Annotated in this window: 16 protein-coding genes and 2 rRNA genes; 4 read left to right on the top strand and 14 right to left on the bottom strand. The window is 60.8% G+C overall.

Features of this window, described 5'->3' with window-relative positions:
- Nucleotides 1–828: 828 nt before the first annotated feature.
- From AC0Z4S_RS08395 to mdaB, 3 genes are all read right to left on the bottom strand, one after another.
- Nucleotides 829–1,722: an NAD-dependent epimerase/dehydratase family protein gene (locus AC0Z4S_RS08395; RefSeq protein WP_485622662.1), complete on the bottom strand. Its 894-nt coding sequence runs from the start codon at nucleotides 1,720–1,722 to the stop codon at nucleotides 829–831.
- Between the two features lie 103 nt (nucleotides 1,723–1,825).
- Nucleotides 1,826–2,737, bottom strand: a complete 912-nt coding sequence (locus AC0Z4S_RS08390; RefSeq protein WP_329515760.1) for a LysR family transcriptional regulator — start codon at nucleotides 2,735–2,737, stop codon at nucleotides 1,826–1,828.
- A gap of 108 nt (nucleotides 2,738–2,845) precedes the next feature.
- A complete protein-coding gene (gene mdaB, locus AC0Z4S_RS08385; RefSeq protein ID WP_325719723.1) occupies nucleotides 2,846–3,436 on the bottom strand; it encodes an NADPH:quinone oxidoreductase MdaB in 591 nt (196 codons plus the stop codon).
- A gap of 181 nt (nucleotides 3,437–3,617) precedes the next feature.
- Here mdaB and AC0Z4S_RS08380 point away from each other — a divergent pair, with 181 nt between their 5' ends.
- Nucleotides 3,618–3,932 (top strand): putative quinol monooxygenase, encoded by a 315-nt coding sequence (locus tag AC0Z4S_RS08380; RefSeq protein WP_485622661.1) that lies wholly within the window; start codon nucleotides 3,618–3,620, stop codon nucleotides 3,930–3,932.
- Here the strand turns inward: AC0Z4S_RS08380 and AC0Z4S_RS08375 are convergent.
- Complete coding sequence (locus AC0Z4S_RS08375; protein WP_485622660.1) at nucleotides 3,922–4,686, bottom strand: sulfite exporter TauE/SafE family protein; 765 nt, start codon at nucleotides 4,684–4,686, stop codon at nucleotides 3,922–3,924. The genes AC0Z4S_RS08380 and AC0Z4S_RS08375 overlap by 11 nt on opposite strands.
- 216 nt (nucleotides 4,687–4,902) lie before the next feature.
- Between AC0Z4S_RS08375 and AC0Z4S_RS08370 the strand changes: the two genes are divergently transcribed.
- Both AC0Z4S_RS08370 and AC0Z4S_RS08365 read left to right on the top strand, forming a co-directional pair.
- The gene (locus AC0Z4S_RS08370; RefSeq protein WP_485622659.1) at nucleotides 4,903–5,841 is read left to right on the top strand and encodes a LysR substrate-binding domain-containing protein; all 939 of its coding nucleotides are present in this window, start codon (nucleotides 4,903–4,905) and stop codon (nucleotides 5,839–5,841) included.
- A 42-nt stretch (nucleotides 5,842–5,883) separates the two neighbouring features.
- Nucleotides 5,884–6,234 (top strand): cupin domain-containing protein, encoded by a 351-nt coding sequence (locus AC0Z4S_RS08365; protein WP_016770579.1) that lies wholly within the window; start codon nucleotides 5,884–5,886, stop codon nucleotides 6,232–6,234.
- A 265-nt stretch (nucleotides 6,235–6,499) separates the two neighbouring features.
- Here the strand turns inward: AC0Z4S_RS08365 and mmsB are convergent, their stop codons facing one another.
- Nucleotides 6,500–7,387 (bottom strand): 3-hydroxyisobutyrate dehydrogenase, encoded by an 888-nt coding sequence (mmsB, locus tag AC0Z4S_RS08360; protein ID WP_485622658.1) that lies wholly within the window; start codon nucleotides 7,385–7,387, stop codon nucleotides 6,500–6,502.
- Between the two features lie 10 nt (nucleotides 7,388–7,397).
- Nucleotides 7,398–8,924 carry a CoA-acylating methylmalonate-semialdehyde dehydrogenase gene (locus AC0Z4S_RS08355; protein WP_485622657.1) on the bottom strand — a complete coding sequence of 509 codons (1,527 nt, stop codon included), beginning with the start codon at nucleotides 8,922–8,924 and terminating at the stop codon, nucleotides 7,398–7,400.
- A gap of 148 nt (nucleotides 8,925–9,072) precedes the next feature.
- On the opposite strand from AC0Z4S_RS08355, the gene AC0Z4S_RS08350 reads away from it, so the two are divergent.
- Nucleotides 9,073–10,020: a LysR family transcriptional regulator gene (locus AC0Z4S_RS08350; RefSeq protein ID WP_042608809.1), complete on the top strand. Its 948-nt coding sequence runs from the start codon at nucleotides 9,073–9,075 to the stop codon at nucleotides 10,018–10,020.
- Here AC0Z4S_RS08350 and yfiB read toward each other — a convergent pair.
- The 8 genes from yfiB to AC0Z4S_RS08310 form a co-directional block, all read right to left on the bottom strand.
- A complete protein-coding gene (yfiB, locus tag AC0Z4S_RS08345; protein WP_485622656.1) occupies nucleotides 10,017–10,517 on the bottom strand; it encodes an outer membrane lipoprotein YfiB in 501 nt (166 codons plus the stop codon). The two genes, AC0Z4S_RS08350 and yfiB, sit on opposite strands and share 4 nt — an antisense overlap.
- Nucleotides 10,517–11,785: a diguanylate cyclase DgcN/YfiN gene (gene dgcN / locus AC0Z4S_RS08340; RefSeq protein ID WP_485622655.1), complete on the bottom strand. Its 1,269-nt coding sequence runs from the start codon at nucleotides 11,783–11,785 to the stop codon at nucleotides 10,517–10,519. The genes yfiB and dgcN overlap by 1 nt, the downstream gene beginning before the upstream one ends.
- Nucleotides 11,782–12,351, bottom strand: a complete 570-nt coding sequence (gene yfiR, locus AC0Z4S_RS08335) for a regulatory sequestration protein YfiR (RefSeq protein ID WP_485622654.1) — start codon at nucleotides 12,349–12,351, stop codon at nucleotides 11,782–11,784. The genes dgcN and yfiR overlap by 4 nt, the downstream gene beginning before the upstream one ends.
- 119 nt (nucleotides 12,352–12,470) lie before the next feature.
- Complete coding sequence (gene recD / locus AC0Z4S_RS08330) at nucleotides 12,471–14,579, bottom strand: exodeoxyribonuclease V subunit alpha (protein ID WP_485622653.1); 2,109 nt, start codon at nucleotides 14,577–14,579, stop codon at nucleotides 12,471–12,473.
- Nucleotides 14,576–18,259, bottom strand: coding sequence for an exodeoxyribonuclease V subunit beta (recB, locus tag AC0Z4S_RS08325; RefSeq protein ID WP_485622652.1), 3,684 nt, complete (start codon nucleotides 18,257–18,259; stop codon nucleotides 14,576–14,578). Before recB ends, recD begins: the two co-directional genes overlap by 4 nt.
- On the bottom strand, nucleotides 18,256–21,708 hold the full coding sequence (gene recC / locus AC0Z4S_RS08320; protein ID WP_485622651.1) for an exodeoxyribonuclease V subunit gamma: 3,453 nt from the start codon (nucleotides 21,706–21,708) through the stop codon (nucleotides 18,256–18,258). Before recC ends, recB begins: the two co-directional genes overlap by 4 nt.
- A 153-nt stretch (nucleotides 21,709–21,861) precedes the next feature.
- Nucleotides 21,862–21,977 (bottom strand): 5S ribosomal RNA (gene rrf / locus AC0Z4S_RS08315).
- A gap of 166 nt (nucleotides 21,978–22,143) precedes the next feature.
- Nucleotides 22,144–22,218, bottom strand: a 23S ribosomal RNA gene (locus tag AC0Z4S_RS08310); the annotation flags it as partial.

Below are 22,218 nucleotides of genomic sequence, written 5' to 3'. Positions count from 1 at the left end.
CCACATAAACCTGTGGGAGCGAGCCTGCTCGCGAAGGCGGCTTCACATCCAACATCTTCATTGACTGACCCACCGCATTCGCGAGCAGGCTCGCTCCCACAGTTTTGATCGCATTCTTTCAGGCAGAACACGGCCAACCTGTAGGAGTGAGCCTGCTCGCGATCGCGGTGGGTCAAAGCAGGACTATTTGCCTGACACGACGCTATCGCGAGCAGGCTCGCTCCTACAGTTTTAATCACATTCCTCCAGCTACATCGCAATCAACCTGTGGGAGCGAGCCTGCTCGCGAAGGCGGCTTCACATGCAACATCTTCATTGACTGACCCGCCGCATTCGCGAGCAGGCTCGCTCCCACAGTTTTTGATCGCATTCCTCGAGGCAGAACGCGGTCAACCTGTAGGAGTGAGCCTGCTCGCGATTGCGGTGGGTCAAAGCAGGACTATTTGCCTGACACCACGCTATCGCGAGCAGGCTCACTCCTACAGTTTTTGATCACATTCCTTCAGCTACTTCGCAATCAACTTGTGGGAGCGAGCCTGCTCGCGAAGGCGGCTTCACATCCAACATCTTCATTGACTGACCCACCGCATTCGCGAGCAGGCTCGCTCCCACAGTTTATGATCGCATTCCTCCAGACAGAACGCGGTCAACCTGTAGGAGTGAGCCTGCTCGCGATTGCGGTGGGTCAAAGCAGGACTATTTGCCTGACACGACGCTATCGCGAGCAGGCTCACTCCTACAGTTTTAATCACATTCCTCCAGCTACATCGCAATCAACCTGTGGGAGCGAGCCTGCTCGCGAATGGCTTCACTCGGTGCGCGCTGGACTCACACCATTTCGTTACGAATCCATTCAACCACCGACGTGCGCTTCGGCGTCCAGCCCAGCAGTTCGCGGGCGTGTTTGCCGCGTACGCGGCTGTTGGAGCCGAGGCCGTAGTTGGCCATTTCGTAGCCCCATTCGGCTTCGGCGTCTTGCAGCGGCCAGTCTTGCGCTTTGCCCAGGTTGAGGGCTTCGGCCATGGCGGTGGTCATGTCGATGAACGAGGCTTCACCGCTTTCAACGAAGTAGAAAGTGCCCGGCACATTCCTGGTCAGCGCCAGCACATACAGGGCGACGACGTCTTCAATGTGCACGTTGGACCAGATGTTCTGGCCGCTGCCAACGTGGCGTACCACGCCGCTTTTGCGCGCCTGTTTCAGCAGTCGCGGCAGTTGCACGCTGTCGCGTTTGACGCCCAGGCTGTGGCCGTAGATCAGCGTGTTGCAGATGACTGCCGAATTCACGCCATCCTTCGACGCCGCGAGCACCAGGTTGTCGATGGCCACGCGATCGGCTTTATCGACAGTCGGTTCTGGCAGGCTGTCTTCGTAATAGATGACATCGCTGGATTTGCCGCCGGAGGCATCGCCGACGATGCTCGAACCGCTGGTGTGCAGAAAGACTTTATTGGAACCGCGCAAAGCATCGAGCAACGCTTCCACCGCGCCGCGATGATCACTGCTGGCAGCGTTAATCACCGCATCCGCAGCACGGGCCTGTTCCGCCAGCAATTGGCTGTCATCGAGGGTGCCGATTACCGCGTTCATGCCCAGCGCTTTGAGCTCGTCAGCCTGCTCGGCGCTGCGCACCAAACCAGTAACCTTGTGCCCGGCCTGCACCAGACCGGTGGCGATGGAACCGCCGATAAAACCGGCCGCGCCGGTGACGAATACGTTCATGGAGAAACTCCCTGCGTGAATAAGTGATGCAACGAGTATCGGCCGATGAACCCCGGCGAAAAACCCGCCCTCGGCCAATTCACTCTTGCGCAGGGATCACGAATCAGCCCTTGAATTCGGCGCTGGCGTAGGCGGCGAGTTTGCCTTGGATAAAGTCGAGGAAGCACTGAATGCGCAATGCCAGCTGCGAGTTGCGGTAGTACACCGCGTTGATCGGCTGGCGGTAGCCGCTGTTGAATTCGCCGAGCAAGACTTTCAGGCGTCCGGCGCGAATATCGTCGATGGTCATGAAGTGCGACAGACAAGCGATGCCCTGCCCTTCCAGCACCAAATGGCGCACGGTCTCGCCGCTGGAGGCGCTGATCGCCGGGGTGATCGGCCAGCGATCACCATGCACATAGCGCAGCGGCCACTGGTTGAGGCCTTCGTTCTGGGTGAAGCCGAGCAGCGTGTGCTCACTCAAGTCTGCGACCTGCCGGGGCGCGCCGTGTTTTTTCAGGTAAGCAGGGCTGGCGACGATCAACAACGGACTGCAGCCGAGCGAACGCGCATGCAACGTCGAATCGGCGAGGGTGCCGATGCGGATGGCGACGTCGGTGCTTTGTTCCAGCAGGTCAATGATCAGGTCATTGCTGTTGAGTTCGAGCTGGATGTCCGGATACAACTGCCGGAATTCGTCGATGTAGGGAACGATGGCGTGGAGCATGAACGGCGAGGCGGCGTTGATGCGCAGGCGTCCGGACGGGGTTTGCTGGCGCGAGGACAGGCGTTCTTCGAGTTGGTCCATCTGATCGAGAATCAGCTTGGCCTGTTCGAAGAAATATTTGCCCTCCTCGGTCAGGTCCATGCGCCGCGTGGTGCGGTTGATCAGTGTGGTGTCGAGTTTGGCTTCGAGCTTCGACAGCGTGCGACTGACGGCCGACGGCGTCTGCCCGACCTGCTCGGCGGCGGCGGAAATCGAACCGCATTCGATCACGCAGACGAAAATCTGCAACTCATCGGATCTGGCTTTCACGGGTTCCCTCTTTGAAATCGCCAAGATCGCAGCCAGTCGCCATGCCCACTGTAGGAGCTGCCGAAGGCTGCGATCTTTTGCTGTGACCCCGATATTAGCCTGAAAGCCTCAAGCCTTGAGGCCAAACACCTCAGTCAGATGCTGCTCATAGCGCACCACATCATTCTCGATATTTGGACGCTTCATCACGTCAACGCAGAGGAAGGTCGGCAACGCGGTCATGCCAAGGAATTCGTTGGCCTTGTGGAACGGGAAGTACACCGCGTCCACGCCTTTGGCTTCGAAGAAATCCGACGGGTCATCGAAGGCTTGCTGCGGCGCGTTCCAGGTCAGCGACAGCATGTATTGCTTGCCCTGAATCAGACCGCCACTGCCGTACTTCTGCGACGCATCGGAACGGGTGCGACCGTCGCTGGCGTAGAGGCTGCCGTGGCCTTCGGTGAAGACTTCGTCGATGTACTTTTTCACCGTCCACGGCGCGCCCATCCACCAGCCCGGCATCTGATAAATGATGACGTCGGCCCAGAGGAATTTCGCCACTTCTTCAGCAACGTCGTAGCCCTCGTCGATAAACGTGGTCTTGACGTCGACACCGCCACGATCGAGCACGCTCAGCGCGGTTTCGTGGAGGGTGGTGTTGTAGCGGCCATCGGAGTGGGCGAATTTTTTACCGCCATTGAGCAACAGGACTTTTTTCATCGGAAAACCTCGGCGCAGCCCTTGGGGCTGGTGGCAACATTAAATGGAATGGCGGCAGATTAACCATCGGCCTCGCGCGGAAACAGCCATGTCAGCGCAAAATACATTTGAGTAAAACGCACGAATCAACATTCCATTGTTGCCGTAGCATTCGGAGCTTTCTGCATTCGAGGAAGTTGTGATGAGTGAACGCCAGGGTTTCATCCTGCACGCCAAGACCCGTCCGGAAAAAGCCGCCGAGTTCGAAGCACTGTTTCGCGCCTACGTCGAGCCGAGCCGCGCCGAACCGGGCTGCATCGAGTACCACATGCTGCGCGACAAGCAGGATCCGACGCTGTTTATCTTCTACGAAATCTGGGCAAGCCAGGCAGCTCTGGATGTGCACTCGGCGTTGCCGCACATGAAAGAGTTTTTCGCCAAACGCATGGAGTATCTGGAACGCGATTTCGATATCCGCCCGATCGACATGCTCAGCGAATCGTCGGCTAGCCGCTGATCAGCAAATGGGCGCCGAGCGCGCCCAGTCCGATAAAGAACACCCGCTTGAACATCACAGCACTGATGCGCTGACGCAACCATTGGCCAAGCCACATGCCGAGCATGGCCGGGATCAGCGCCAGCAGCGAGGCGCTCAATTCGCCACCGCCGAGTGCGTCGTGCCAGAACAGCCCGAGCGCCAGCGCCAGGGTCGAAACGGAGAAGGACAGGCCGAGTGCCTGCACCAATTCATCGCGGCTCAGCCCCAACGCTTGCAAGTACGGCACCGCTGGAATCACGAAGACGCCGGTGGCGGAGGTGATGACGCCGGTGATCAGGCCACACAGCGGACCAAGCCAGCGCTCATGGCGCGGGTTGACGTGCAGCGTCGGCAGAAACAGCCCGCTCAATGCATACAGCAACAGCGCCGCACCGAGTCCGCGCACCACCCAATGGCCACCGGACATGCCGATGCACAGGGTGCCGATTCCGGTGCCGAGAAAGATCATCAGCAGCATAGGCCAGAGGCGTTTGATCAATCCTTGCAGATGACCGCCGAAGGCCAGTTGCCAGAGGTTGGTCAGGGTCGCGGGGATAATCAACAAAGCAGCTGCCTGCGCCGGCGCCATAGCCAGACCGAGCAGGCCCATGGCAACGGTGGGCAGGCCGAGGCCGATGACGCCTTTGACCATGCCGGCGAGGATGAAGGTGGCGATGACCAGCAGAGACAGGGTCGGGCCTAGGTTTTGGTAGAAGTCGGTTAGCGTGTGCATTGGGGTAATGTGCGCTGATCCGGAGCGGGTGAAAATCTGCCATATACTGAGGCTGCCTCTTTCTTTGCAAGAGGCTGGAATCGGCTTCGAAGCATCTGGACTCTTCGCGAGCAGGCTCGCTCCCACACGGGATCTGCGGTGTACATGAGTCCCTGTGGGAGCGAGCCTGCTCGCGAAAGGGCCAGCCCAGACACCCCAAAAGCAGAGGCAAACCCCATGCACTTCGACCTCACCGACCTGCGCCTCTACCTGCACATCATCGACACCGGCAACATCACCGCCGGTGCCCTGCGCAGTCATTTATCCCTCGCCGCCGCCAGCGCTCGAATCCGCGCGATGGAAGCCTCGCTGGGCGCCGAATTCCTCGAGCGCGGCCGCCGTGGCGTCACCCCGACGCCCGCCGGCAAAGCCCTCGCCCGCCACGCGCGCGTCCTTTTGCAACAAGCCGAACGCATGCAACAGGATCTCGCCGACTATGCGCAAGGCGTCAAAGGCCAGGTGCGGCTGCTGTGCAACACCACGGCGATCACCGAATACCTGCCGGAAGTACTCGCGGATTTCCTGCGCAACCATCGCAATCTCGATATCGATCTGCAGGAACTGCCTAGCGCGCGGATCACCCATGCCTTGCGGGAAGGCGCAGCGGATCTGGGCATCGTATCCGACGCGGTCGACACCAACGGCCTACAGACCCAGGCGTTTCGCGACGATCCGCTGGTGCTGATTCTGCCGCTCGATCACCCGTTGTCTGACGCCGTCGAGGTCAGTTTCAGCGACGCGTTACAGCATGAATTTGTCGGACTGAGTGCCGACAGCGCACTGGCGATTTATCTGGAAGAACAGGCGCTGCACAGCGGCGCACGGATGCAGGTGCGCATTCGCGCCGATGGATTCGACGGGGCGATGCGCATGGTGGTCCGAGGCGCCGGACTGGCCATCGTGCCGTTGGCCGCTGTCGAACGTACGGCGCTCAAACGGTTTCAGTGCGTGACCCTGAATGAGCCGTGGGCGCGCCGCACGTTGATGCTCTGCGCAAGAGACTTCGCCGCGCTGCCGGGTTATGCCCAGGCATTGTTACAAGCGCTCACCGCTACGCGCGTTTCTGAGCACTCCGATGTCGACCCCAGACAACTGAGCGACAACCGGGCGCTATAGGGTGCGAATTCAATTCTCAAGTCCACTTGCCCGGAGTCCCTCATGACCGCGACCGCCCCTATCACCGTTCTGCGCGACACTCACCCGCTGCCAGTGCTCGATGCCTGCAAGTGGGAAAAACTCGAAGGCGATCCGCACACCGTCAACCTCAATGCCTACACCAGCGAAGACGGCAGCAAGATCATGGGCACCTGGATCTGCACGCCGGGCAAGTGGCGCGTCGATTATGTGAAGTGGGAATACTGCCATTTCCAGGAAGGCTACTGCGTGATCACCCCGGACGGCATGGCGCCGATTCACCTGCGCGCCGGCGATATCTTCGTGGTTGAGCCGGGCATGAAAGGCACGTGGGAAGTGGTCGAGACCGTGCGCAAGTATTTCGTCTTCGCCTGACAAAGCAAAAGATCGCAGCCTTCGGCAGCTCCTACAGGAACGCATTCCCATGTAGGAGCTGCCGAAGGCTGCGATCTTTTTCTGGCGGCACAAAAAAACCGGAAAATCACCCGACGTGATTTCCCGGCAAATAATTTGATAGTGCCGCGATCCCCTGTGGGAGCGAGCCTGCTCGCGAAAGCGGTCTGACAGTCACTCCATATTCGAGGCTGATGCCGTCTTCGCGAGCAGGCTCGCTCCCACGGGTGTTTTCACCATGGGCCTTCTATTGCGGCTTGCGATAGCTGTTGATGATCGCCGAGAAATCCTTCCCACCGTCACCGCGCTGGCTCATCGCCTGATACAACTGCTGCGCCACCGCGCCGAGCACCACCGGTTGATGCGCTTGCCGCGCCGCTTCCGTCGCCAGCCCGAGATCCTTGAGCATCAGCTCTGCACCGAACCCTCCGGTATAACCGCGCGAGGCCGGCGCCGTTTCGACGATGCCCGGCCACGGGTTGTACATCTCCGAACTCCAGCAACGGCCGGTCGAGCTGTTGATGATCCCGGCCAGCACGCCGGTGTCGATCCCCAGCGCATCGCCCAATGCCATCGCCTCACTGACGCCGACCATCGAAATCGCCAGCAGCAGGTTGTTGCAGATCTTGGCGATCTGGCCGGTGCCGACTTCACCGCAATGCACAATGTTGCGGCCCATCTGCGCCAGCACCGGTTGCAGGGTGGCGAACAGTTCCGGGGTAGCGCCGACCATAAAGGTCAGGGTCCCGGCCGTGGCACCTCCCGTGCCGCCGGAGACCGGCGCATCGGCCATGGCCACGCCGTGTTTGGCGGCGGCCGCTGCGACGTCGCGGGCGGTCTGCGGATCGATCGTGCTGCAATCCACCGCCGGCACGCCTTGGCGAATGCCGGTGAGCACGCCCTCTTCGCCCAGCCAGACACTGCGCACATGCACAGCGGCCGGGAGCATGGTGATCACCAGTTCGGCATCCTCCGCCGCCTCGCGCGCCGAAGCGCGAATGGTGCCGCCCAGTTGCTCGAGTTCCGCCAGCACGGTTTTGTTCAGGTCGACCAGGTTCAGCGAGTGGCCAGCCTTGATCAGGTTGCGCGCCATCGGCGCGCCCATGTTGCCCAGCCCGATAAATGCGATTTTCATGATCGGATCCTCAGCGCAGGTTGATGGTGGTGTTCACGCCGTCGTTGACGCTGTCGTCATCGAACCAGCGCGCCGTGACCGTTTTGGTCTGCGTGTAGAACTGCACCACTTGCTTGCCGTACGGGCCGAGATCGCCGAGTTTCGAACCCCGCGAACCGGTGAAGCTGAAGAACGGCACCGGCACCGGAATCGGAATGTTGATGCCAACCTGACCGACGTCGATTTCAGTCTGGAATTTGCGCGCCGCCGCACCGCTTTGGGTGAACAGGCCAGTGCCGTTGCCGAACGGGTTGGCGTTGACCAGCGCAATCGCCTGATCGAGGGTGTCGACTTCCAGCACCACCAGCACCGGGCCGAAGATTTCCTGGGTGTAGATCTGCATGTCGGTGGTCACCCCGGAGAACAGGGTCGGGCCGACAAAGTTGCCTTGCTCGTAACCCGGCACGCTGATGTCACGACCATCGAGCTCCAGCTTGGCGCCTTCCTTGATGCCGCTTTCGATCAGTTCAAGAATCCGTGCCTTGGCCTTTTTCGAAATCACCGGGCCGACATCGGTGCCCGGCTCGCTGCCGGCGTTGACCTTGAGTTTCTGCGCCAGCGCTTTCAGGTCCGGCAGCCACTGTTTTGCGGCACCGACCAGCACCACCACCGAGGTGGCCATGCAGCGTTGCCCGGCCGCACCGAAACCGGCGCCGACCAAGGCATTCAGCGCTTGCTCGCGATTAGCGTCCGGCAGCACCACGGCGTGGTTTTTCGCGCCCATCATCGACTGCACGCGCTTGCCATGTTTGCCGGCCAGGTCATAAACGTGGGTGCCGACGGCAGTCGAACCGACGAAGGACACGGCTTTGATGTCCTTGTGCGTGCACAGGCCATCGACCACATCCTTGCCGCCGTGAACGACGTTGAGCACGCCCGCAGGAACGCCCGCCTCGATCGCCAGCTCCACCAGCAACATGGTCGACAGCGGATCCTGTTCCGAAGGCTTGAGCACGAAGGTGTTGCCGCAGGCGATCGCCATCGGGAACATCCACAGCGGAATCATCGCCGGGAAGTTGAACGGCGTGATGCCGGCGCAGACGCCGATCGGCTGGCGCAGGGTGTAGGTGTCGACACCGCCGGCGACGTTTTCGGCGAACTCGCCCATTTGCAGGGTGCCGATCGAGCAAGCGTGCTCGACCACTTCGAGACCGCGGAAAATATCGCCCTCGGCGTCGGCAATGGTCTTGCCCTGCTCGGCGCTGAGGACCACGGCGATGCGTTTGGAATGCTCGCGAATCAGCGCTTGCAGCTTGAGCATGATGCGCATCCGCGCGCCGATCGGGGTCAGTTTCCAGGTCTGGAACGCGCGCTGGGCGGCGCTGACAGCGGCATCGACCTCAGCGGCGGTGGCGAACGGGACTTTGGCCAGCACTTGCTGGGTGGCCGGGTTGACGATGTCGTGCCACTCGCTGGTCTGCGACTCGAGCCATTCGCCGTCGATCAGCAGTTTGACCTTTTGCAGCGTGGTGTCGTTGGGCGTAAGCGATGCGTTCATGCTGGTCTCCAGAACTTGTTTTTATCGTAGGAGCCAAGGCGAGAGGTTCGCCTTGAGATGAGGCGTGTGTCCAGAATGGTTGTCGGACGGTTTTTGGAGTATAGATGTGCAAACTTCTAATAAGAACGCACATATAAGCCCGTCCATCATGCAAAAAAACATCACCTCGCTAGGCTCGCTGAACTGGGACGACCTGAAGTTTTTCCTCGAAGTCGCCCGCACCCGCAAGGCCAGCACCGCCGCCAAACGCCTGGCCGTCGACTACACCACGGTGTCGCGACGGATCAGTTCGCTGGAGGCGGCGCTGGGAACATTGCTGTTCGAAAAGTCCCGCACCAGCGGCTTCGTCCTGACCACCGAGGGCCAGCGTTTGCTCGGTTATGCCGAGTCGATCGAAAGCACGTTGCACATGGCCTGCGAGCAGGTGTCCGGCTCGGGCGTGGCCCTCTCCGGGCATGTGCGCATGGGTTGCACTGAAGGTTTCGGCAGTTTTTTCATCACCCCGCAACTGAGTCATTTCGTCGACGCCTACCCGGCGATCTCGGTGGACATCCTGCCGCTGCCGCACTTCATCAGCCTGTCCAAGCGCGAGGCCGACATCGTCATCGCCCTCGAACGGCCGGAGCATGGGCCGTACGTCTGCTGCAAACTCTGCGACTACCGTTTGCAGCTGTACGCAACCCAGGACTATCTCGACAAACACCCACCGATCCGCCGCCCTGCAGACTTGAGCAAGCATCAATTCATCAGTTATGTGGACGATCTTGCGTTCAGCTCAGAGCTGCTTTATCTGGCCAACGTGCTGCCCGGCGCCAGCGCACATTTGCGCAGCACCAGCGTGATCGCTCAATACGTCGCCGCGCAGCAGGGCCGCTCGCTGGCGATCCTGCCGTGCTTCCTCGCCGCCCAAGACCCGCGATTGCTGCCGGTGTTGCCGGAGGAAGTCGACATTACCCGGCAGTTCTGGATGTACTGCCGGGAGGATCTGCGCAAGTTGAAGCGGATCACCTTGTTGTGGGATTACATCCGCGAGGTGACTGAGCGCAATCAGGCGTTGTTGATGGGGGAAACGCGGGAGATGCGCTTTGCCGATTAGTCGGCGCTGACCACAATCGACACCCGGCGATTTTCCGTGCGGCCAGCCGCTGTATCGTTGGAGGCTACCGGTTCGCTGCTACCGAGGCCTTGCAGCTGGATGTTTTCCTGCTTCATGCCGACCGTGCCGAGGACGTTGGCGACGCTCTTGGCCCGGCGCAGGGACAGTTGCTGATTGTAGGTTTCCTTGCCCGACGCATCGGTATGGCCATCGACGCGCACCCGCTCGATACCCACGCCGAGCAGCGCCTTGCCGATGCGTTCGACGATTTCCGTGCTGGGTGCGTTCAGGCTTTCGACATCGCTGCCAAACAACACTTTGCCCGACAGGCCGAACTCCCAGCCGTCGTCGGTCAACTCGAAACCCTGCTGTTTGAGCACAGCGACCTGCGCCGGTGTCAGGCCTTTTTGCGGGGCGGTCTGGCAACCGCTCAGCGTCAGCGCGGCGATCAACAGCAATGCGGAAAAAAGTCGAACGGGAAAAGTGAACACAGACATCAGCTCCTGGTGTGAACGGAATCAACCGGGCGCTCCGACCCGGCCGTGAATTGCGCGCCGCGTGACAGGCGCTTGGCCTGATACATCGCCGCGTCGGCTGCGTTGAGCAAGGTGCCCGGCGTGGCACCATGATCGGGGTAGACGGCGATGCCGATACTGAGCGAGGTCACCACACTGGTGTCGCCCGGCAGGGTGATCGGCATGTCCATGCTGGCGAGAATCTTGTCAGCGATGTGCTCAGCGTCTTCAACGGTGTGCAGCGGCGCGAGCAGCACGGCGAACTCGTCACCGCCCAAACGCGCGACCAGATCGTCCTCGCGCAATTGCGCTCGCACGCGATTGGCGATGGCCACCAGCACTGCGTCACCGGAGGCATGGCCGAAGTTATCGTTGATGCCTTTGAAGCGGTCGCTGTCGAGAAACAGCACGGCAATGCGCTCATCGTGTTTTTTGCCGTTGCGCAATGCGCGGATCAAGCGGCCTTCGAAAAACGCGCGGTTGGGCAACCCGGTGAGGCTGTCGTGGGTCGCTTGATGGGCAAGGGTTTCGTTTTCGTTTTGCAGGTGGGTCTGCCAGGACTCAAGTTCGCCGAGCAAGGCATTGAAGTCGTTGCCGAGATTATCCAGTTCGGCGATTTGCGCCGGCGGCACGCGGCGATCCAGCGCCCGTTCGCTGCGGGCGGCGTGAGCGACGGAGGCGAGGCTGTGCAATGGACCAATGATTGCGCGCAGTTGCCGTCGCGCCAGATAGAGCGCGACCCAGGCGCTGATCGCGGTGCACAGCACAATCCCGGCCAGGCCGCTGAGCAGGAAACGCATCAGGCTGCCGCCGTGACCGATGAGCAGGACGCGACCGATTTCGCGGTCCTGATGTTCGATCGGCAGGCTGACCGGTTTTTCCAGAATGGCGCGGGCGATCCGCATTTCCAGCTCGGAGAACAAGCCGGTTTCAGCGCGCTGCCATTGCGCAATCAGTTGGCCTTGCGCGTCCAGCACTCGGGCATCCGCCACTTCCTCGGTGGCGGCGATGATCGCCAGCGCCTCGGTTGCCGCCGCTTTGTCGTTGAACACCACGGCTGCTTCGACGGTGTAGCTGATCGAACGGGCGATCAAGTGCAGGTTGTGATCGGCATACACCCGCAGCGCCAATACGCCCAGCAAGGTCAGCGAAACACTGGCCATCGCCACCGCTACCAGCGCGACAATCAGATGCCCACGGCCAATGACCGAGCCCAGGGTCGGGCGAGCCTTCCAACTGAACAGCTTCATGGCGCCGCCGCTTTGCGACGGGACAACTGCAACACGCTGGGGTGAATGCGCACGCCGCTGCGAGCCACTGAGTCGAGATTGACCTCGAACGACACTTGCTCATCGCCGACGCGCAGGCAAAACAGACTGCCGACCGTGCATTGATCGTCCGCTTCGCTGATGCTCAGCACCGGATGCCCGATCAACGATGCGAACAGGCGACTGCGCTCATCGACGGTGAGCTTGCCGATGTACACCGCGTCGCACTCGCTGACGATGGCCGGGTTGTTCGCCAGCAGACGACGCACCGCCACCGGCCGGCCACTTGCTTGTGTGGTGCCTTTGACCAGGTCATCGGTGTATTCGGTGGGACCGACAATGCACAGGCGCAACTGCGCGGGCTCCACTGGCCAGCGTGCATAACTGAGGATACCGAGGACTACTTGCGTCACCGCTTTGGCCCGTTGCTCGGCCGGCCCGGTTTGCGCTTGTGCGATGGCAATACCCGTCAACAACCAGAGCAAAACGATCAGCAAGGCGCGCTGGCAGGCAACCACACGCTCTGTCGTCCGGACGGCGACCTTCATGCAGGGATTCTCTTGGAGCGTTACGAAATGATGCCGCAACGATAGCACAGCGTCGAAACGCCAGCGAGGCGCCTGCCCCTGACCGGTTGGTCAGCAATCGTTGCCGATCATTCAGCGCTTCATTTCCGGGGCTCGGTGCCCTCCTCCAGTTCCAGCATCAGCCCGCTCAGACGCTTGACCTTGCGCTGCACCGCCTCCTCGAACACACCGGCACGCGGCTCGATCAAGGTGAACCAGTGCCGGGCGCGAGTGATTCCGGTATAGATCAGCTCTTTGGTCAGCACCGGATTCAGCGCATCCGGCAGGATCAGTGCCGTGTGCGCGAACTCCGAGCCCTGGGATTTGTGCACCGTCATGGCATAAACGGTTTCGACGTCATTGAGTCGACTCGGCAACACGAAGCGCACGCCGCCCTGACCATCGTTACGCGGGAAGGCCACGCGCAGAACCGTTTTGCCGATTTCTGCGCCTTCACGCTCGGGCAGTTTCAGGGCGATACCGATGTCGCCGTTCATCAGGCCCAGACCATAGTCGTTGCGTGTCATCAGCACCGGCCGACCTTCATACCACTGCTGATCACTCTCGATCAGACGCGCCTTGAGCAACGCTGCGGTGATGCGCTGATTCAGACCTTCAACGCCCCATGGGCCTTTGCGCACGGCGCACAGCAACTGGAATGTGTCGAACGCCTGCAAGACTTCGCGCGCCCAATCGGTCCAGTCCGCATGCTCAAGTGGCCGCGTCGACGGTGGACGCTGATCGCGCAGTACGCTCAAGTAATGGCGATAACCTTGCGGGCCGTTGCCGTGACCTTCGAGCAAGAGGCGTTCGAGCTTGTGATCGTGCTCGCCTTTGAGCGGCAGCGAATACACGTCGTCGTAGCTGCCGGCCGCGAGCAACTGTCGCGCCTCATCGGCCAATTGCTGATTGACCCGGCACGCGAGCTGACCGATACCGCTGCCCTCGCCGAAGCGGCGCGAGTGACGCAGCATCACCACTTGTTGCGCCAGCGGATGGGTGCCGTCGCGGTCTTCATGCAAACCGCTGCCTTGCAACGACTCGCCGCTGACCGACTCCAGCCATTGCCGCGTCTGCGGGCTGTACCAACCGCCCTCGGCATCACGACACAGATCGCCCAACACCGCACCGGCCTCGACCGAGGCCAACTGATCCTTGTCGCCCAGCAGCACCAGCCGAGCATGCGCCGGCATCGCGTCGAGCAAGTTGGCCATCATTTCCAGGTCGATCATCGAGGCTTCGTCGACCACCAGCACATCCAGCGGCAAGCGGTTACCGGCATGGTGACGAAAGTGGCGGGTGCCCGGTCGACTACCGAGCAGACGGTGCACGGTGGTGACATCACTGGGGATCGCCGCGCGCACCGCTTCGGCGACTTGCAGCGATTGCACTTGCTGGCTGATCGACTCGGTCAGGCGCGCGGCGGCTTTGCCAGTCGGTGCGGCCAGACGAATGCGCAACGGATGGCCAGCCTCGACGGCCGGCGCCTGCAGCAACGCGAGCAAGCGCACCACCGTGGTGGTTTTCCCGGTGCCCGGGCCGCCAGTGATGATGCTGAAGGCGCTGCGCGTAGCGATGGCGCAGGCGAGTTTTTGCCAATCAATGACAGCTGCGGATTCCGCGCCGCCGAACAATTCGTTCAGACGCTGCGGCAGATCATCCGGCGTCGGCTCCTGTTGCATCAAGCGTTGGCGCAACGCTGCATCGATGCGGCGTTCGTAGGTCCAGTAACGGCGCAGGTACAGGCGTTTCGAGGACAGCACCAATGGACGTGTCTGCGCTGTTTCACTCGGGTCAGCAGCCAGGGCCACCAAAGGACTGCTTGCCAGCACTTTGGACCAATGGGCTCCATCGAGCGTTTCGAGCAGTTGCGAGGGCAGCAGCAACACACCGCCCTGCACGTCGCCTTCGGGCGGGAGCGACAGTGCAAAATCCGGCGCCTTGAGGGTCTCGAACAGGTCCAGACACACATGACCATGGCCGAGCTGGTGGCTGGTCAGCGCCGCCGCGAGCAGCACCAGCGGATCGGTCTCGGGCTCAAGCTCATGCAGGAAAGCAACAAAGGCTCGGTCCAGCGCGCGTAGCCAGCCGCGTTCGACCCACCGGCTCAGCAACAACAGCAAATCATCGGCGCGGGTCAGCGGCGAGAGTTTCGACAGGCTGTCCGCCTCCAGCGGTGTCGGCAGCAGATCGGCGAATGTGCGGCTCATAGCAGGACTCCCTGTTCCCAGGCGGGTTCGGACTTGGGTTCGGGTTTGCCCTGGAACATCCGGTCGAGGCGTTCGATCAATTCCCGTGGCGGGCGCACGAAGTACACGCCGCGACTCTCCGCACGCGTACCGCGCAGGAACAGATACAGCGCCCCACCGACATGGCGGTCGTAATCGTAATCCGCCAGCCGCGCTTTCAACTGACGATGCAATGCCAGCAGATACAGCACGTATTGCAGGTCATAACGGTTGTCGAGGATCGACTGCTCCATCGCCTGCACCGTGTAGGCCTGATCATCGACGCCGAGCCAATTGGATTTGTAATCGGCGACGTAATAGCGGCCAGCGTGCTCGAAGGTCAGGTCGATAAAACCCTTGAACATGCCGTTGAGTTGCACCGGTTCTGCCGCAACACGAGCGACGCCATTGTGGGTGTGCTGGCGCACCTGTTCGTCGAGTTTGAGCACGTCGACTTTGTGGCTGGCAAACCAGAATTCCATCTCGACGCGGTATTGCTTCAGCTGCTCAAGAACCACCGGCGGCCCGCCAGCGATCGGCAAAGGCGACTTGAGCAAATGCTGCAGCCAGTCCGTCAGCGTGGCGATCCAGCCTTGCCAGCCGCGCAGGTTGCAGCGCCGGGCAATCGCATCTTCCAGCGCTTCGCGGGTAACCACAAAACTTTCAGCGCCCGCCCATTCGAGCAAGCCGTGCAGAAACGTGCCGGGATTCGGTCCGCGAGGAAAACGGTGAATATCGGCGCCACCGCTGATGATTTCTCGGGGCGCGTCGGGATCGAGGCGCTCGTCGTCAAAGAGCTTTTGCGCCTGTGGACTGTCCGGTGCTTCATCGCTGCCGACGCTTAATACATCGCTGATACGCAAAGCACTATAGGAAGCGATCCACCAGTTCTCACTGGCTTTGCGCTTGGGCCGAAGCGTGGCTCGCAAAACTGCTTCATTGCGCGGCGGCTGGTAATGCTCGTCAGTGGGCTGAGGCATCTCGCCGATGTCGATCGCCGGACAGTCTTGCTGCAGCTCTTGCAGCCAACGGTTCAATTCGCTGGACTCGCCCAAAGCGGCACCGCCCCCCAGCAAGTAACCCAACGCAGAAAGGTGCAGCACCGAGCTGTTGTTATTGCCGCGTTTCAGGTCAGTGACGCCGAGCCAACAAGCATGTTGCGCACGGGTTAACGCGACATACAGAAGACGCAGATCTTCGGCCAGACGCTCATCGTCAGCCAGGGCGATCAACTCGGCGGTCGGCTTGAGGGTGATCTGCGCTTTGCCCGCAGCGTCGTGGTAATGCAACGGCAAGCGACTGCCATCCACCGGTTTCGCCGAACAAATGAATGGCAGGAATACCAGCGGATATTCGAGGCCTTTGGATTTGTGGATGGTCACCACTTTCACCAGTTGCTCGTCGCTTTCCAGCCGCAGAATCTGTTCTTCACCGGCCTGACCTGACAGTGCCAGCAGCTCGGCCAGATGGCGGATCAACGCTTGCTCACCGTCCAGTTCCGCGGCGGCTTGCTGCATCAGTTCCGACAGGTGCAAAAGATTGGTCAATACGCGCTCGCCATCACTGCGCTGCATCAGGGTTTGCGGCAGATGGAAGTCGTGAAGCAGGCGGCGCAACATCGGCAACACGCCCTGTTTGCGCCACAGCTCGCGATAGCCGCGGAACTGCATGACCCGGGCTTCCCAGACCATTTCGTCCTGATTCAGGCGCTCCAGCTCGATCAGTGGCAGGTTAAGCGTGGTGCATGCCAGCGCGGCCTTGAGCGAACGCTCGACATCGGGTTCGGCGCAAGCCTTCAGCCAGGCCAGCAGGTCATGCGCCTCTTGCGCGGCGAAGACCGAGTCCTTGTCCGAGAGATAAACACTGCGTACCCCGCGGGCGGCGAGTTCGCTGCGTACGGCTTGAGCCTCTTTACCGTCGCGGACGAGGATCGCGATGTCCGAAGGACGCAAACCTCGGAAGTCGTCTGCCTGAATGAACCCCGCGCTGCCGGTTTGCCCGCCATTGAGCAGTGCGGTGATCTCGCTGGCGCAGGCAGCGGCCATTTGCTGGCGATAGACTGCGCCGGACAGCGGTTGATCGCTCGGCAGTAGCCAGACATTCAGCGCAGCGACGTCTTGCCCGGCGATCTGCAGCGTTTCTTTGCGGCCTTGAGATTCTACGGGCAGAAACGGCACCGGGTTCTCGCCGCTTTTCTCGCGAAACAAAAACGCGCCGCGTCCCTGTTCTCGGGACTCGGCGCGTTCGAATACGTGATTGACCGCTGTCACCATGCCGTGGCTGGAGCGGAAGTTGGTGCCGAGCGTATGCAAGCGGCCGGTGGTGGCCTGACGGGCGCGCAGGTAGGTGTAGATGTCAGCTCCGCGAAAGGCATAGATCGCCTGCTTGGGATCGCCGATCAGGAACAGGCCGGTCTCAGGGTGATTGTCTTCGATGCGGTAAATGCTCTCGAAGATGCGATATTGCACCGGATCGGTGTCCTGGAATTCGTCGATCAGTGCCACCGGAAACTGCTCGCGGATCAGCGTCGCCAGACGCTCGCCGCCTTCCGATTGCAAGGCGGCATCCAGACGCAGCAGCATGTCGTCGAAACCCATTTCCGCGCGACGACGCTTCTCTTCTTCAAAACGCGTGCCCACCCACTTGGCAGCGTGTTGCAGCACCGCGGCATCGGGCGTCGGCAAGGCATCGAGGCTCGACTTGAGCCCGGACATGGCGTCCAGCCCCGGATGACTCGGCGCCTGACCTTTCCAGGCCTCGGCCATGCCATCAGGTGTCAGTCGAGTGAAGCCGGTGCCAATGTCCAGTTGCTCAAGCGACTCGTCTTCGGCCCAGGTCTTGAGCTTCTCGAACCAGGGTTCGAAATAACGCGCCTGCATCTTGCGGCCATCGACGGCTTTGCTGGCGACGCCCTCATGGCAGAGAGCAAGCAGCTCGTCTGCCCAGTCACGCCAAGGCATTTTCAGTTCGACCAACGCCGCTCGCCGCTCCTGTAAACATGCTGCGATCAGCTCCGTCGGCACCTTGCCTTCATCTGTATCACGCGCGCTGGCGAACAAGCCGCGGACCCGAGGCAACAACGCGGCGGGGCCACCCCAATTGCTGCGCACCCAGTTCAACGCATCGCCCTGCATCGGGTAGCAGAACAGACGCCAGTAATCGCGCAGCACCTCGCCGAGCAAATCGCTGTGATCGGTTTCCAGCGACTGCGTGAACAGGCTGCCGCTGTCGAACGCGTGCTCACGCAACATGCGCTGACACCAGCTGTGGATGGTCGAGACGGCGGCTTCGTCCATCCACTGCGCGGCGATATCGAGGCGGTTGGCGCAGCCCGACCATTGCAATGGATCGAACTGATCGCGAAGTTCGGCAATCAGTCCGTCAGGAGCGGGAATCTCGTCGCGGAAAAAACGCGCAGCCTCGGCCAGGCGGGTTCGGATGCGCTCACGCAGCTCTTTGGTGGCAGCGTCGGTGAACGTCACTACGAGGATTTGCGGCGGCAGCAATTCGCGTGCGAAACCGCTTGTCTCGCCGCCATGGCCGAGAATCAGCCGCAGATAAAGCGCCGAGATCGTGAAGGTCTTGCCGGTGCCGGCGCTCGCTTCGATCAACTGACTGCCGCGCAACGGGAAGGCCAGAGCCAACGGTGTCCTGGTACTCATGAACGTGCGCCTTCGTTGGACAAGGAACGCCAGGGCGCTTCGAATAATGGGCGGTATAGCGCATCGCACCAGCCGGTGAAGGTTTCGTCTGCCAACAATGCATCGAAGTCGGGATATTGTCGGAGCAGCGCCGGGCTTTCGCGCCGCTCGCCGTCGCTGGTCTGGCCGTCACCCTCATAGGCTTTTCGCGCCGCGGCTTCGGCTTTCATCGGGTCGGACTGCGACAGCCAGGCGAATGCGGTTTTTATCGCAATCGGCAAGGGCTGGCGCATGCCGGTTTGCCAGGCGAGCAGCAGGTCACCGAGGAACCGCAGCGCTCGGTCTCGCTCCATGGGTTCAAGCAACAATGTGTCGTCACTCGCGACCAATGCCGTGGTCAACGCATGCCCGCTGGCGCAGGCAACCAGATGGGTCACCCACGGTTTGGTCAGCCGATGCCACTTGCGCGTTTTGATCGAGCCGATGCTGTTGGGAATGGTGGTGACTGACAGCAGTCCGCCATCGCCGCGTTGATGCAGGCTGGCGAGCCAGCCCTCCAGCCGCACACCTTGCAAGTCGAGACTGACCGGGATCGCACTGGACAACGGCGTCGGCCATAACGTCAGCAATTGCTGATAACGCTGCAGAAGATCCGGCAGCGGTTCGATCAACTCTCGCTGCAGGCATTCGCCGAAACCCGCCATCGGCAACAAACCACTGTTTTGCAAGCGCAGCGCCCGGGCTTGCAGTGCTTGATCGACATCGTCCGGCTGGCCGAGTGCGGCCTCCAGCAAACTGTCGCTCAGCGTGTAGCGCTGCAACGCGTCCAGCACGAAAGGTTCTTCATCGGCCAACGGCGCTTGCGCGGCCTCGAAGTAAACCTTGAGTCGCTGGGTGAAAAAATGCCTCACCGGGTTGCGCAGAAAATCCTGCAGTAAGGCCAGCGTCAGCGGTTCTTCCTGAACATACGGCGCGAGTAATGGCGTCTCGCTTTGATGCGTTTGCTCTTGATGCAACACTTGCCATTCGCTGGCGTAGCTGAACAGTTGCTCGCCTTCGTGATAATAGCGGGCGCTGAAAGGTTGCAGAGGGTGTTCTTCGGTCAGCGCCTCTAATAGATCCTGGCTCGGGTCGATTGATTGCCAGCCGCTGGCGAGGTGGTCGCGCAACTGGCCGATCAGCACCGAGGCGGGTCGCTCACTGTTGTCGCGGATGCTGCGACCGACCCAACTGATGTAGAGCTGATTGCGTGCAGACAACAGCGCTTCGAGTAACAGATAGCGGTCGTCTTCGCGCCGTGAACGGTCGCCTGGGCGGTAATCGCTGCCCATCAGGTCGAAATCCAGGGGCGGTTGGGCGCGGGGATAATCGCCGTCATTCATGCCCAGCAGACAGACCAGTTTGAAAGGAATGGCACGCATCGGCATCAAGGTGCAAAAATTCACCGCACCGGCGAGGAATCGTTGCGATAAACGCCCCTGATCCAGCCCAGCGAGCCAGGCCTCTCTAACGACAGTCAGCGGCAGCTCGTCAGTCAGACCGACTGCCTCGCAGGTCTCGAGCCAGGTTTCGCGAAGCTCTTCCAGTTGGGCCAACAGGTAGTCGTCATGCTCGTTGCTGGCCTGGAAAAATACCTGCATCAGCGCCTGCAAGCGCAGGCCCCACTCCTTCGGTTGAGCCGGTTGGGTGAGCTGCTGGTGAGCAATTTCCAACGCATCCAGCAGCGCGACGAGCGGTCCGATCAAGGCAGCGTCAAGCCCACCAATTTCATCGTAAGGTTCGATACCTGCACACGCGTCGGCACTGCCGACGGCGTAGCCCAGCAGCATTCGGCGCAGGCCGAAATGCCAGCTGTTCTGCTCCAGTTCCTCCGGCAAACCGAGACCGGCCCGTTGCTCGGCGCTCATGCCCCAACGCACACCGGCGCCTTCGATCCAGCGGTGCAGAGTTGGCAGGTCACGTTCCTCTACGCCAAAGCGAGCACGCAGAGCTGGAACATCGAGCAGGTCGAGAATCTCGCTGACCGGGAAACGGCTGTCCGGCAGCTTGAGCAGGTGCTCGACGGCGATTAGTAATGGATCACGTCCTCGCTGGCCCTGGTCCGCCAAAGTGAACGGAATGAAGCGCGGGTCAGATCGATCGAGCTGACCGAAAACCGCGCGGATATGCGGGGCATAGCTGTCGATATCCGGGACCATCACGATCACGTCCCGTGGGCGAAGAGCCGGGTCGGCGCTGAAACGCGCCAGGAGTTGATCGTGCAGGATTTCGACTTCGCGCTGGGCACTGTGGGCGATGTGAAACCGGATGGAATGGTCTTGCGTTGCATCGACCGCTGGCCAGAGTTCGCGCGTCTCGTTGAGCGGACGCAATTCGAGAATGTCGTCCTGAAGCTGGTTAAGCATGTTGTGCGGCTGGGCCTCGCTGAACAGGTCGATGCGCCCGTCACGAAAGGCTGCGCGGTAGCTGCTGGGGTCGTCGTAGCTGTCGAGCAGGTTGATGTAGTCGCGACCTTGTTTGCCCCACGCGGCCAATAGGGGATGCGCGTGCTGATGCAGAGTCTCGGCATCGAGCACGACGGGCATGCCGCTTTTGCGCTGCTGACGTTTGTACTGATGCCGCAACAGATCCTTGTCGGCGACGATATCCGCCCAGTGATGGCGGCAAGGATTGTGTACGCAAAGCAGTACCTGGCTGAAGCGAGCCAGACCGGCGAGAGCTTCAAGTACCTGCGCAGGCAACGAAGAGATACCAAAGACGATCACTCGCGGTGGCAGCGCCGCGGGAGCCTTGTCGAGTGTGTTGATGCGCTCCATGAAGCGTTGATGAACGCCGGCACGACTCTGCGCCATGCCTTGTTCGCCGACGTCATCCAGCAGCGCTCGCCACAACTCTGCCTGCCAGCAACTGGTTGCTGGCAGAGGCTTGATTTCACCTCGCACATTGCGCAGTTGGTGGCGGCCTTCCGCCCAATCTTCCAGCCAGTCGGCCCTGTACACCTGATATTGGTCAAACAGGTCGGCCAGACGCTCTGACAATTGATAGCGCTTGCGCAGATCGCTGTCATGGGTGAGGAAGCGTTGCAGCGGCTCGAAATGTGGGCGGTCGATTACCTGTGGCAAAAGGCGCATCAGGCGCCAGGTCAGCGGAGCTTTGTCGAGCAGGGATTTCGCCGGAATCTCTTCTCGCCCTAAGACCATGCGATAGAGCTGCCACATGAAACTGCCGGGTAGTTGAACGTCAATCGCCGCAGCGATCCCGCAACCGCCAAGGTCGTCTTCTTCAGGATCTTCGGCCAATGCCAGTTTGAGCCATTGGGCGATGCCGTTGCTTTGCACCAAAGCGATTTCGTTCTCCAAGGGTGCCAGTGGGTAGCGCCGCATGATGCTGACCACAAGACTGCGCAGCTCATCGAGACTGTTGCTCTGAACCACCATGAATGCAGCGTTGAGGGACTGGGCGTCCGACATATGGATTCCTTGGAAAATCGCTAAAGCCGAGGCAGAACCTTAGCATTGTCGGCCGGCTGTGACAGCCGGACGAGGGCTGCGAAGGCTGTAAGAACTTTCTCGCAGGCAAAACAAAACCCCAACTGCTTTCGCAATTGGGGTTTCGGAATTTAATCTTGACGATGACCTACTCTCACATGGGGAAACCCCACACTACCATCGGCGATGCATCGTTTCACTGCTGAGTTCGGGATGGGATCAGGTGGTTCCAACGCTCTATGGTCGTCAAGAAATTCGGGTACTGACTCGTGACCGGATGGCCTCGCTTCAGCAAATTGGGTATGTGACAGCTGGTGTTTGTGCGTTTCGAACTTTCGGTTCGTTTCGTCTTCACACACCGCAATCTGGTGCTCTCTCACTTTTCAGCTTGAAGCATGCAAATTGCTTGGGTGTTATATGGTCAAGCCTCACGGGCAATTAGTATTGGTTAGCTCAACGCCTCACAGCGCTTACACACCCAACCTATCAACG

The sequence above is a fragment of the Pseudomonas sp. 1L-B-1-E-C1 genome (genome assembly GCF_057291835.1).
This window is presented reverse-complemented; position numbering and strand designations above follow the sequence as displayed.